Origin of the sequence: Streptosporangium sp. H16, assembly GCF_051918855.1 — a bacterium.
Taxonomy (GTDB): domain Bacteria; phylum Actinomycetota; class Actinomycetes; order Streptosporangiales; family Streptosporangiaceae; genus Streptosporangium.
The window spans coordinates 41,680-53,407 of record NZ_JBPXMD010000014.1 but is presented as its reverse complement, the minus strand read 5'-3'; the positions used below and the strand labels follow the sequence as shown (position 1 = coordinate 53,407).

At 72.3% G+C, this 11,728-nt stretch carries 12 protein-coding genes; 6 read left to right on the top strand and 6 right to left on the bottom strand.

The genetic code is table 11. The features are described 5' to 3' along the window. Positions 1–177: an MbtH family protein gene (locus ACTOQ2_RS23435; RefSeq protein WP_440070296.1), complete on the top strand. Its 177-nt coding sequence runs from the start codon at positions 1–3 to the stop codon at positions 175–177. Continuing rightward, positions 174–1,445: a Zn-dependent hydrolase gene (locus ACTOQ2_RS23430; RefSeq protein ID WP_440102170.1), complete on the top strand. Its 1,272-nt coding sequence runs from the start codon at positions 174–176 to the stop codon at positions 1,443–1,445. Before ACTOQ2_RS23435 ends, ACTOQ2_RS23430 begins: the two co-directional genes overlap by 4 nt. Before the next feature lie 190 nt (positions 1,446–1,635). Here ACTOQ2_RS23430 and ACTOQ2_RS23425 read toward each other — a convergent pair whose 3' ends face one another. Continuing rightward, positions 1,636–4,824 carry an AfsR/SARP family transcriptional regulator gene (locus ACTOQ2_RS23425; RefSeq protein WP_440102169.1) on the bottom strand — a complete coding sequence of 1,063 codons (3,189 nt, stop codon included), beginning with the start codon at positions 4,822–4,824 and terminating at the stop codon, positions 1,636–1,638. A gap of 324 nt (positions 4,825–5,148) precedes the next feature. Further along, a complete protein-coding gene (locus ACTOQ2_RS23420; protein ID WP_440070293.1) occupies positions 5,149–5,625 on the bottom strand; it encodes an Rrf2 family transcriptional regulator in 477 nt (158 codons plus the stop codon). Positions 5,626–5,745: 120 nt separating this feature from the next. On the opposite strand from ACTOQ2_RS23420, the gene ACTOQ2_RS23415 reads away from it, so the two are divergent. Next, entirely contained in the window at positions 5,746–6,477 is a 732-nt protein-coding gene (locus ACTOQ2_RS23415) for an SDR family oxidoreductase (RefSeq protein WP_440102167.1), read from the top strand. A 133-nt stretch (positions 6,478–6,610) separates the two neighbouring features. Here the strand turns inward: ACTOQ2_RS23415 and ACTOQ2_RS23410 are convergent, their stop codons facing one another. Together ACTOQ2_RS23410 and ACTOQ2_RS23405 are read right to left on the bottom strand one after the other, a co-directional pair. Then, on the bottom strand, positions 6,611–7,066 hold the full coding sequence (locus ACTOQ2_RS23410) for an N-acetyltransferase family protein (protein ID WP_440102166.1): 456 nt from the start codon (positions 7,064–7,066) through the stop codon (positions 6,611–6,613). Between the two features lie 131 nt (positions 7,067–7,197). Next, the gene (locus ACTOQ2_RS23405) at positions 7,198–7,962 is read right to left on the bottom strand and encodes an SDR family NAD(P)-dependent oxidoreductase (RefSeq protein WP_440102164.1); all 765 of its coding nucleotides are present in this window, start codon (positions 7,960–7,962) and stop codon (positions 7,198–7,200) included. 56 nt (positions 7,963–8,018) lie between these two features. Here ACTOQ2_RS23405 and ACTOQ2_RS23400 point away from each other — a divergent pair, with 56 nt between their 5' ends. Next, positions 8,019–8,375, top strand: coding sequence for an ArsR/SmtB family transcription factor (locus tag ACTOQ2_RS23400; RefSeq protein ID WP_440070289.1), 357 nt, complete (start codon positions 8,019–8,021; stop codon positions 8,373–8,375). Between the two features lie 135 nt (positions 8,376–8,510). Here ACTOQ2_RS23400 and ACTOQ2_RS23395 read toward each other — a convergent pair whose 3' ends face one another. Further along, a complete protein-coding gene (locus ACTOQ2_RS23395; RefSeq protein WP_440102163.1) occupies positions 8,511–9,146 on the bottom strand; it encodes a TetR/AcrR family transcriptional regulator in 636 nt (211 codons plus the stop codon). A 62-nt stretch (positions 9,147–9,208) separates the two neighbouring features. On the opposite strand from ACTOQ2_RS23395, the gene ACTOQ2_RS23390 reads away from it, so the two are divergent. Together ACTOQ2_RS23390 and ACTOQ2_RS23385 are read left to right on the top strand one after the other, a co-directional pair. Beyond that, positions 9,209–9,505 (top strand): hypothetical protein, encoded by a 297-nt coding sequence (locus ACTOQ2_RS23390; protein WP_440102162.1) that lies wholly within the window; start codon positions 9,209–9,211, stop codon positions 9,503–9,505. Next, positions 9,502–10,362, top strand: a complete 861-nt coding sequence (locus tag ACTOQ2_RS23385) for a class I SAM-dependent methyltransferase (RefSeq protein WP_440102160.1) — start codon at positions 9,502–9,504, stop codon at positions 10,360–10,362. The genes ACTOQ2_RS23390 and ACTOQ2_RS23385 overlap by 4 nt, the downstream gene beginning before the upstream one ends. Before the next feature lie 178 nt (positions 10,363–10,540). Here the strand turns inward: ACTOQ2_RS23385 and ACTOQ2_RS23380 are convergent, their stop codons facing one another. After that, a complete protein-coding gene (locus ACTOQ2_RS23380) occupies positions 10,541–11,704 on the bottom strand; it encodes a ThuA domain-containing protein (protein ID WP_440102159.1) in 1,164 nt (387 codons plus the stop codon). Positions 11,705–11,728: the final 24 nt, after the last annotated feature.

Genomic DNA, 11,728 nt, shown 5'->3' with positions numbered 1-11,728 from the left:
GTGAGCACGTACGCAGTGGTGGTCAACGACGAGGAGCAGTACTCCCTGTGGCCGCACGGCCGGGCCCTGCCCGCCGGGTGGACCGCCACCGGGACCGTCGGCGGCCGTGACGACTGCCTGGCGCACATCGAGCGGGTGTGGACCGACATGCGTCCCCGATCGCTGCGCACGCCATGACCGTCCTGCAGGGGACCCGGCCCCGTGTCAACGCCGGGCGCCTGGTGGAGCACGTGGCCCGGCTGGGCGCGGTCGGCGCGGTCCCCGGCGGCGGGGTGACGCGGCTGGCGTTCACGCCCCAGGACGTGGAGGGGCGCGCGTACGTCGCGCGGCTCATGGAGGAGGCGGCGCTGACCGTGGAGGTCGACGCGGCCGGCAACCTGATCGGCCGCCGCCCCGGCTCCGTGCCGGGGGCGGCCGCGCTGGTCCTGGGCTCGCACATCGACACGGTGCCCGACGGCGGCGCCTACGACGGGGCCTACGGGGTGCTGGCCGGCATCGAGGTGGCCAGGACCCTGTACGAGGAGGGCGTGCGGCTGAACCACCCGCTCGCGGTGGTGGCCTTCTGCGACGAGGAGGGCGCCCACGGCACGATGGGGATGCTGGGCTCGCACGGGTTCGCCGGGGTGCTGCCGCCCGAGGCGGCGCTGGCCCTCGACGACCGCGGCGTCCCGGTCGCCGACCTGCTGGCGGCGGTCGGGGGCGACGCGGGCCGGCTCGCCGAGGCGGCCTGGTCGCCCCGTAACGTCGCCGCCTACCTGGAACTCCACATCGAGCAGGGAGACGTGCTGGAGCGCCTGGGCGTGCCCATCGGGGTGGTCGAGACGATCACCGGGCGGGTGAACGTCTCGGTCACCGTCGAGGGCACGGCCGGGCACGCGGGCACCACGCCCATGGAACACCGGGCGGACGCGCTGGACGGCGCCGCCCGGCTGGTGCTGGCCGTGCGGGCCATCGCCGCCGCCGAGCGGCTGGTGCTGCGCGCCACCACCGGGACGTGCGCCGTCGAGCCCGGCATGTGGAACGTCATCCCCGGCAGGGTCCGGCTGGGGGTGGAGTTCCGCGACACCTCGGCCGGGGCCCTGGACGCGGCGCTGGCGCGGCTGGCCGAGGTCGCCGCCGAGGTCGCGGGCGCGACCGGCACCCGCGTCACGGTCGTGCCCGGGGCGCGCACCGCGCCGGTCGACTGCGACGCCGGTCTGCGCGAGATCGTCGCCCGCTCCGCGGCCGGGCAGGGCCTGCCGTACCACCGCCTGCCCAGCGGGGCCGGCCACGACGCGCAGATCGTGGCGCGGATCGCGCCCGTCGGGATGATATTCGTGCCGAGCAGGGGCGGCGTGAGCCACGCGCCCGCGGAGTACACCGCGCCGGAGCACCTGGCGTGGGGGGCGGACGTGCTGCTCACGGCGGTGCTGATGCGCGACGCGGCCCCGGATATCGACCGGTAGCCGATGCGATACCGACTCGATCGTGCCCCATTCTACGTTTGTCGCAGAACGGAAGAAGGAAAGAAAACAACACGGATGAATGAGGTCGAAAATGTCTCGGTGGATTACCTGGGTCGCGAAAGTCACCGCCACTGCCGCGCTCTTCGCACTCCCCCTGGCCGTCGTTCAGGGCACGGTCTCCGCGGCGGCGTCAATCGCCCACACCACCGGCGACAGCACATGGACCTGACGATTCCAAGGGCATTACGGATAAAGTCGCCAACCGCTCCGTGATTCGCCGATAATCCTCGGATCCGGTGCCGGCGCAATAATCCAGAGCACGATTCAGCGCGTCGAAGGCCGCGGGCTCGTCCCCCTTGAGGATAAACACCTCGCCCAGCGCGGACAGGGCCCTGAACCGCCACAACCGGGTGTCCAGCTCGGTGGATATCTCCAGTGTCTCCCGCAGGTGGGCCACCGCCTCGTCGAACCGGCCGCACCGGGCGTGCACCTGGCCGAAGGCCAGGTGGATCCGCGCCTCCACGAACCTCTCCCGCACCCCCTGGGCGATGACGAGCGCCTCGTCCAGGCTCTCCACCGCGGTGGCCAGCAGGTTCTGGCGGATCTGTATCTCCCCCAGCCCGCACAGGATGTACGCCTGCCCGATACCGTCCTGCCGCTTCCTGACCAGGGCGAGCGCGGCCCGCACGATCTCCTCGGCCTCCGCGGGCCGGTCCTGGCGCAGCAGCGCCTCCCCCAGCCTGTTGAGGATCTGCGCCTGCCCCCGCTCGCTGCCCAGCCGGCGGAACACCTCCAGCGCCTGCCGCAGCAGGGGCTCGGCGAGCTCCAGCCTCCCCAGGTCCACGTGGACCTGGGCGATGCCGCCGAGCACGTGGGCCTCGGCGAAGTGGTCACCGACCTCGGCGAAGATCCTCTTCGCGGTGAGGAACCCGTCGAGCGCCGTGTCGAAGCGGCCCGCGAGCCGGTCGAGCAGCGAGATGTTGCGCAGCGCCAGCGCCATCCCGTAGGGGTCCTCAAGCCGTTCGAACAGCTCGCGCGCCGCGCTCAGGCACTCGCCCGCCCGCTCCGGGACCTGCTGGAAGAGGTGCATGCTTCCCAGCGAGCACAGGACGGCCGCCTCGCCGCGCGGGTCACCGGCCTTGCGGGCGGCCTCGAGGGCCGTCTCGTGGGTGGTGCGCCAGTCGTCGAAGTAGCTGCGGACCTCGAAGAGGGTGGTGGCGGTGACGGCGAGGTCCCAGCACAGTTCGGACGCGCCGAGGTGCGCGGCCTGGGAGATCGCGGCGACGATGGCGCCGCGCTCGGCGTCCAGCCAGTCGAGGGGCCGTTCCAGGAGCTCGTCGGCGTCGGCCGGCCGCCAGCGGGGCACCGAGCCGTGCAGCTGGGTGAAGGCGCCGCCGTACTCCCGCTGGTGTGCCTCCTCGGCCAGCGCGAGCCAGCAGCTCAGCGCGCGGGTGGTCGCGGCGAGGCGGTCCTCGGCCGGCTCCTCGGCGTGGGCGCACTCCCTGGCGTACAACCTGACCAGGTCGTGGAAGCGGTAGCGGATCTGGTCGGCGCCGTCGCGGCCCAGCACCTCGACGAGCTGGGCGTCCACCAGCTGGTCGATCAGGTCCTCGGCGTCGAGGTCGTCGACGCCGAGCAGCGCCGCCCCCGCCCAGGAGGCGAAGTCGGGTGCCTCCAGCAGCCCCAGCCTGCGGAACATCAGCGCCGCCCGGGGGCTCAGGTCGCGGTAGCTGAGGGCGAAACTGGCCCGTACGGTCAGCTGGCCGTAGCTCAGCTCGTCCAGGCGGCGGCGCTCGTCGGCGAGGCGCTTGGCCAGGCGGGCCGGGGTCCAGTACGAGCGGGCGGTGAGGCGCGCGCCCACGATCCGCAGCGCCAGCGGCAGGCCGTCGCACAGCTCGCCGAGCAGGGTGGCGGCCTTGGGATCCTCGTCCATCACCACGGAGTCGGCGACCCCGGAGAGCAGCGCGGCGGAGTCGGCCGAGCCCAGCACCTCCAGATGGATCACGCTGGCCCCCTCCCTGGGGGCCAGGTCTCCCAGCGGGTCCCGGCTGGTCACGATCACGCAGCAGGTGCCCGAGCCGGGCAGCAGCGGCCTGACCTGGTCGATGGCGCGGGCGTTGTCCAGCACCAGCAGCACCTGGCGCTTGCCGATGACGGTGCGCAGCAGGCCCGCGCGCTCGTCCAGGTCCTCGGGGATGCGCTCACCGCCGATGCCGAAGGCCCGCAGGAAGCGGTCCATGACCGCGCCGGGCGTCAGCGGCTGGGCGTTGAGGTCGTAGCCGCGCAGGTTCACGAAGAGCTGGCCGTCGGGGAAGCGGGAGGCGACCCGGTGCGCCCAGTGCACGGCGAGCCCCGACTTGCCGACCCCGCCCACCCCGGTGATGAGGGCGATGGTGAGCAGCCCCTGCCCGAGCCGCTTGTCCAGCAGGGCGTCCAGCTCGGCGATCTCGGTGGCCCTGCCGACGAAGTGCGGCACGTCCGCGGGCAGCTGCGCGGGCACCACCCCGTGCTCGGCGTGAGCCACCGCCGCCGCGGGCTCGGCGGGCGCGAGCCCGGATTCCGCGACGGCCTCGGGGGCGGGCGCCGACTTCCTGGCGGGCGGCGGCGCGGGCGCCGGGGTCAGGTCCGGGTCGTCGCGGAGGATCGCGTCGTGCAGTTCCTGCAGCTCGGTTCCCGGTTCGATGCCGAGCTCCTCGACCAGCTGCATCCGCCCGATCCGGTACGTGTCGAGCGCCTCGGCCCGGCGCCCGCACCGGTATCTGGCCAGCATCAGCTGGGCGCGCAGCCGCTCGCGCAGCGGGTTGGCGTCGACGAAGACGGAGAGGTCGTCGATGAGTTCCCGGTGCCGGCCCAGGGCCAGCTCCAGCTGGACGCGCTCCTCGGTGAGCGTCAGCTGGCGGTCGTCCAGCCTGCGCGCCTCGGACTCGACGAACGCGCTCTCGATGCCCGCCAGGACCGGGCCGCGCCACAGGCCGCACGCCTCGGCGAACATCCGGGCGGCGCCGGCGAGGTCGCCCGCGCTCTCCGCGGACCGCGCCTGGGAGGCGAGGCGCTCGGCGAGCAGGACGTCGACCTGCGACGGGTCGGCCTGCAGGACGTACCCGGGAGAGGAGGTGCCGAGCAGGTTCGCCGGCGCCCCCGCCTCCAGGAAGGCGCGGCGGAGCCCGGAGACGCAGATGACCACCTGGCTGCGGGCGGTGGGAGGTGGACGCTCGCCCCATATCGCCGTGGCGAGCAGGTCGACGGGGACGACCCGGCCCGCACGCAGGATGAGGGTGGCGAGAATGATGCGCTGGCGTGACCCGCCGATCGAGACCCTTTGCTCACCTACCAGGACTTCAAGTGGACCGAGAACTCGAAACGACAGAGCAGTGTCCATGCGCCACCATCGGGAAGTGTTCGACTGCCCCTTACGCAGGGTGAATCATTTATTCGCGAAAAACCCCATTCCAACAGCATTTGTCCTGGCATGTCCAGTCTTTATGGTGCAAGCGCCCTCGAGTACGGTCTCACTTGCGGGATTGTCGGGGCTTTTCTGCGACCGGACGTCCGTATCCACGCCGAACGACGGGGCCGGAACCGCGAAGGAGGGCGGGCGGCGCCTTCCCCGGTATCGCCGCCGGCGTTCCCTGGCCCGCCGCCCTCGAACAGCCTGGCGCGCCCCCCTGGGACCAGGGGTCAGGGGCGTCAGGGGCGTCAGGGGCTACGCCTCGGCCGCGCCCAGCCACGCGCTGATCCCGGCCAGCGCGCCGGGACCGTAGTCGGAGGTGACGTCGCGGGCCAGGTCGGCCACCGTGATGGATCGCAGGGCGTCCCGCCAGGCGTTCTCGGCACCGGCCATCGCGCGCTTGATGGCGCAGGGGGCGGTGCACGACTCCGGCGAGGCGGCCAGCGGGCCGCGCAGGCGGATCTCGGTGCAGACGAAGGCCGGGCCGGGCCCGTCGACGGCCTCGACGACGTCGAGCACGGTGATCAGCTCGGGAGGGCGGGTGAGGACGTAGCCGCCCGCCTTGCCCTGGACCGAGCGGACGAGTCCGGCGCGCGAGAGGGCCTGGAGCTGCTTGGCGAGGTAACTGGGCGAGACGTCGTGCAGTTGCGCCAGCCGCGCGGCCGGCGCCGGTTCCTCCACCGAGGTCAGCACGACACAGCAGTGCAGGGCCCACTCGACCCCACCGGACATCTTCACCTCCTCACCCTATCCGCCCCCCCTTGACTCGGACAAAAAATATCCGTGTAGCATCTCGGATAACAGATGTCCGAGTTAGCGGGCATGGATCACCGAGGAAGGGCAGGACGTGCCATGAAGTTCGCAGTCATCGGCGGAACCGGGCTGATCGGGTCGAAGGTCGTGAAGATCCTGAACGAGGCCGGGCACGAGGCGGTGCCGCACTCGCTGTCCACCGGGGTCGACGTGCTCACCGGCCAGGGCGTGGACGCGGCGCTGACCGGCGCCGACGTGGTCGTCAACCTGACCAACTCCCCGACCTTCGACGAGGCCTCCCCCGCGTTCTTCCAGACCTCGATGGACACCCTGCTGGCAGCGGCCGAGCGTGCGGGCGCCGGGCACTTCGTCATCCTGTCCATCATCGGCGTTGACCAGGTCCCCACCGACTACTACCGCGCCAAGACCCTCCAGGAGGACCTCCTCAAGGCCGGCCCCATCCCCTACTCCATCGTGCGCGCCGCCCAGTTCATGGAGTTCATCGGCGACATCCTGTCCTGGACCGCCGACGACGAGACCGTCCGCCTGCCTCGCACCCCCCTCCAGCCGGTCGCCGCGGCGGACGTGGCCGCCACCGTCGCCGACGTCGCGGCCGGGGCACCCCTGGGCGGCGTCCTCGACCTGGCCGGGCCCGACGTGTACCCGCTGGACGAACTGGGCCGGATCACCCTCGCCTCCAGGGACGACAAGCGCTCGGTGACCACCGACGACGACGGCGGCATGTTCGCCGCCGTCCCCGGCGACGTCCTCATCGCCAAGGACGGCGCCCGCATCGCCCCCACCCACTACACCGACTGGCTGAAGAACTAGACCGCGCTCCGCGCGCAGACGCCCGACGGCGGGAAGCCGTCACCCGAGGCCGGCCCCGGCATGAGGAGGACGGCTGGAGGGTGACGGCCGCGCGCGCAGAGGCCGGTACGGACAGACGTCCGGCACCGCCTGATCATCGAGTCCGGGGGGTGCAGAGGTAGAACACCTCAGGATCGCCGTCGTCCAGGCCGTGGACCATGCCCACCGATCGCCAGCCGACGCGTTGGAGCAGCCGCTGCATGGGCTGGTTGGACAGGTTGGTCGAGGTGAACAGCTTGTCGGTCAGGCATGAGGCCATCGCGGCGCGCAGCAGTTTCTCGCCGACGCCATGACCCCGCCCGGACTCGGCGACCATGAGCATCGTCACGAAGCCCTGGTCGAAGAAGGTGTATTCCAGTACGCAGTAGCCCGCTGGGCCGGTCGGAGTGTCGGCGAGAAGGATCGAGCCCGCGCGACACCAGCGTTGGATATGGGTGCGCCGCTCATCACCGTCGGATCGCGCCACCGGGTCGAGGGCCACGAGAGTGGGCGCATCGGCCGGCGTGCCGGCTCGGATGGTGAGCGCGCGCAAGTCATGAACGTTGTTCATGGGCGCGATCTTCTCACTCCGCGTGGAGACGCCTGGTTTCCGATCGGCCGGCCAACACGCTCGCACCTCTCCGCACGTTTAGTTGTGCCTGGCTCTGGACCGGAAGTCGTACGCCGGCACCGCGTGCCGCCTCAGGTGAGTTCCAGGCCGCCGTCGACGGTGAGGATCTGGCCGGTGATCCAGGTGGCCGCGGGGTCGGCCAGGTGCACGATCCAGGCGGCCACCTCCTCGGGGCTCCCGCGGCGGCCGAGCGGGATGCTCGCGGCCTCGTCCTGCTTGATCTGCTCGACCGCCGCCTCGGACAGCCCGGCGGCGGCCAGGGCCTCGCTCTCCGTGGGACCGGGGGCCAGCGCGTTGACCCGGATGCCGTCGGCGGCCAGCTCCAGCGCCCAGCTGCGGGTCAGCTGCTCCAGGGCGGCCTTGGACGCGGCGTAGTGGGCCGCACCGGGCAGCGGCCGATGCCCGTAGGTGGAGGAGACGTTGACGATCGTGCCGCGACCGGCGCGAAGGTGCGGCAGCGCGGCGCGGGCGAGCATGCTGGGCGCGGTGACGTTGAGGGCGAACAGGTCGCCGACGCGCTGGGCGTCGGTGTCGGCCAGCGACATCATCGCGGTGGCTCCGGCGTTGTTCACCAGGACGTCCAGGCGCCCCCACCGCTCGATCGCCGCGTCGACGATCGCCCCAGGAGCCCGGTCGGCGCGGATGTCCGCGGCCAGGACGTCGATGCCGGGATGCCGGGCGGCCGTGTCCCGCAGGGTTTCCGCGCGGCGTCCCACCCCGAGGACGTGCGCTCCGGCGCGGGCGAAGGCGAGGGCGGTGGCGCGGCCGATCCCGGACCCGGCTCCGGTCACGATCACGGCACGGTCCCGCAGGCGGCCGGTGGGCTGCTCGTTCATGCAATTCCCCGTTGTTCGATGTTTATGAAACATCGAACAACGTATAACATCGCAGGATGAGGCAGGCACACCACCCCGAACCAAGCGAGATCGCGCTGACCAAGGTGATGGCCGCCCTCAGCGACCCGATCCGGGTCGGGCTGGTGCGCGTGCTGGCCGACGGGCGCGAGCGCGGCTGGGGAGAGCTACGGGCACCCGTGGCCAAGTCGACGCTCAGCCACCACCTGCGAGTCCTGCGCGACGCCGGGCTGACCCGCACCCGGCAGGAGGGGACCCGCTGCTACGTGGTCCTGCGCCGGGAGGATCTGCAGGCGCGCTTTCCCGGGCTGGTGCGGACGGTGCTGGCCGCGGCCCAGAGCGACGACGTCGGCGGCCACGTCAGCGTGCAGGAAGACCCCGACACCGCCCGGTAGTGCCTTGTCAGGTGGCCGGGACGGATGCCGGCGGCGGGCAGGGCGGCCCGTCCAGGTGACCGGTGGCACCCGTGGCCCCTTGAGGATCGCGCGGGGCGCCGGGCCGCCCTGCCCGCCCTTCCCGCCTCGGGGTGCTCAAGCCAGCACCGCGGCGGCGACCGTGTCGGTGTACCAGCGTTCGAACCGTTCGGCCGGCCAGCCGCACCGGCGTACGAGCCAGTCGTAGTTGCGAAAGTCCATGGCCAGCCACAGGACGTCGGCGACGCTGTCGACGTCGTGGTCGGGACGCACGGATCCGGTGGCGACGAGCTCGGCGGCGAGCATGGTCATGCCGCGCCTGCGGTCTTCGACGTTCTTGTGCCAGATGCGCGCGGCGTCGGCGTCCGCGGTGGCCGCGCCGGCCAGCGCGATCATCACCTCGGTCTGGCGGGCGTGGGTGACGACGAGGTGCCGGGCGTAGCGGGCGAGCTTGGCGCGAGGATCGGACAGGGCCCGGATCTCGGCCACGAACGGCCGGTCGGGCAGCGCGACCGGCTCGTCGTCGCCGGCGACGGTGACGTCGACGAGTTCGGACAGCAACTGCTGTTTGCTGCCGAAGGCCGCGTAGATCGTCTGGACCGCCACGCCGGCCTCGGTGGCGATGGCGGTCAGCGGAGTGGCCGCGTAGCCGGGGTCGACGAACAGCCTGCCGGCCGCCTCCAGGATCGCCCGCCGGGTCTGGCGGGCCTGCTCCCGGCGTCGCTCCGACTGGTAGCTCCGCTTGCCGTCCACCCGCGTTAGTATAAGGTTCCATTAGATAGAGTCTCACTCTATCCAATAGAGAGGTGGTCGCGATGCCGTTCGGAGTGCTGCAGGAGATGCCCGGCGTGACCGAGGAGGAATACCTCGCGGTGGAGCGCAACCTGGGCCCGGACCGGCCGCCGGGCCTGCTCGCCCATGTCGCGGGGCCGGTCGAAGGCGGCTGGCGGATCATCAACGTCTGGCAGGACGCGGAGGCGTTCCGGCGCTTCCAGTCCGAGCGGCTCATGCGCGCCGCCGGTCTGGCCGCCCAGATGGACGGGTTCGACGCGGGCAAGGCCGCGAATTTCCGGTCCGTGACGGTCGACGGCGCCGAGATGCCCTTCCCGTGACCGACATCGCCGCTGTGCGGGCCCGCAACGCCACGTTCTGGGCGCAGGCCGCGCCGGGATGGATACACCACGCCGACCGTCAGGACGAGTACGGCCGGCCGCTGGGTGCCGCGGCGCTCGACTGGCTGCGCCCCCGGCCCGGAGAGCGGATCCTCGACGTCGGCTGCGGGTGCGGCGGCACCACCGCCGAACTCGCGGCGGCGGTCGCCCCGACCGGCGCGGTGGTCGGCCTGGACCTGGACGACTCCATGGTGGCGGCCGCGGCCGCGCGGTTCCCGAGTGACCGCCATCCCGGCCTGAGCTTCGCCGCCGCCGACATCGAGACCGCCGGCACCGTCGCGGGGGCGCCCTTCGACGCGGTCTTCTCCCGGACGGCCCTCATGCTGCTGGCCGACCCCGTCGCCGGCTGCTCCACGATCCGGCGGGCGCTGCGTCCGGGTGGGCGCATGGCCGCCACCGTCTTCCGTGACGGCGCGACCAGCCCCTGGATGCACGCGGTGTTGCTCGGCGCCGCGCCGTATCTCGGGCCGCTCGCGCCGATGCCCGCCGGCGACGAGCCGGGCCCGTTCGCGTTCGCCGACTCCGGACGGGTGATCCGCGTCCTGACCGAGGCCGGTTTCGAGGCCGTCACCGTCCAGCCGCACGACATCGCCCTGGACGCCCCCGGCGACCCCGGCACCGTGGCCGAATGGCTGATCGAGATCGGCCCTGCCGGAGCCGCGTACCGTGACGCCACACCGCCACAACAGGCGGCCGCACGCGCCGGGGCGGGCCGGCTGCTGGCCCGCTTCCGCGAGCCGCCGTCGGGCTACCGGTTGACGACCGGGATCTGGCTCATCACCGCGGTGGCCCCGTGAGGCGGGCGCCGCCGTGACTCTCGCGGCTTCAGGATCATCGGGCCGCGACACCCGGTGGCGCGCCGCGAGGAGCGCGACTCCGGCGTCCTGCTGGGCGCGGTCGACGAGTACGACCACTTCCGCGAGCAACCGATCAAGTTGATCACGATCGTGTGAGGCACTCGCCGACCGCCGGGCACTACCTGGTGATGGTGAAGGTGTCCACGTCGAACAGCGAGCCGGAGCCGCCGCTGAAGGTCAGGAAGATCGGCCCCGAGCCCGTCGCGGTGAGGGTGGTGGAGACGGTCCTGAAGGTGTCCCAGCTGCCGGTGTTGGGCACGGCCACCGAGCCGAGCACCGTCCCGGTCTGCGAACCGGCGCGGACCCGGATGGTGCCGCCGGCACCCGCCGAGGAGACGCGGGCGCTGAAGGTCTTCGCCCCGGAGGCGTTCACCGACGCGTATCCGGCCCAGTCGCCGTTGTCGATGTAGCCCACCGTCCTGCCGCCGCTGGCCGGGCCGTGGTTCGCCACCTGCACGCCGAAGCTGGAGGTGTAGGCCTCCCCCTCGACCGTGGTGCCGGTGCCGCCGGTCCTCGGGCTGCAGTCGGCCGCGATCTGTCCCGCGGCGTACCTGATGCCGCCGAGGAGCAGGCTGCGGAAGGCCGATTCCGCGTAGGACTGGATGGTGTGGCCCAGCCCCGTGTAGAACGAGCGGCCAGAGCCCTGCGGGTGGCACCAGGTGATGGGGTGGTCACCGTTCATGGTGCCGCCGCTGTAGCTGCTCTCGTCGAGAGACTGCAGGACGCGCGCGGTGGAGCGGGGGTTGGTGCCGTAGTTGTACCACTCGTCGCTGCGGCTCCAGGTGGCGCCGAGGTGGGAGGTGGCCGGGTGGGTGTTGTCCTCGGTCCTGACGGTGGCCTGCTGGATCGCGGGGTGGCCGTTGAACCAGGCGCCGACGAGCTGGCCGTAGTAGGCCCAGCCGTACTCGGTGTCGGCCGCCGCGTGGATGCCGAGGTAGCCGCCGCCGCCGTTGACGTAGTTCTGGAACGCGGTCTGCTGGGTGTCGTTGAGGACGTCACCGGTGGTGCTGAGGAAGATCACGGCTTCGTACGTGGCCAGGTTGGACGCGCTGAAGGCGTTGGCGTCCTCGGTCGCGGTCACGGTGAAGCCGTTGGCGGCGCCCAGGTCCCTGATGGTCTGGATGCCGGTCGGGATGGAGTCGTGGCGGAACCCGGCCGTCTTGGAGAAGACCAGCACCTCGTACGGGGCGGCGGCCTGGGCCGCTGCCGGGACGAGCACGGTCGCGGCCGCCATGGTGGCCGCCGCGACTGTCGCCAGCCCGCGTGCGATGAGACTGCGCATCGCTGTCCTTTCGTGTGCGGACGT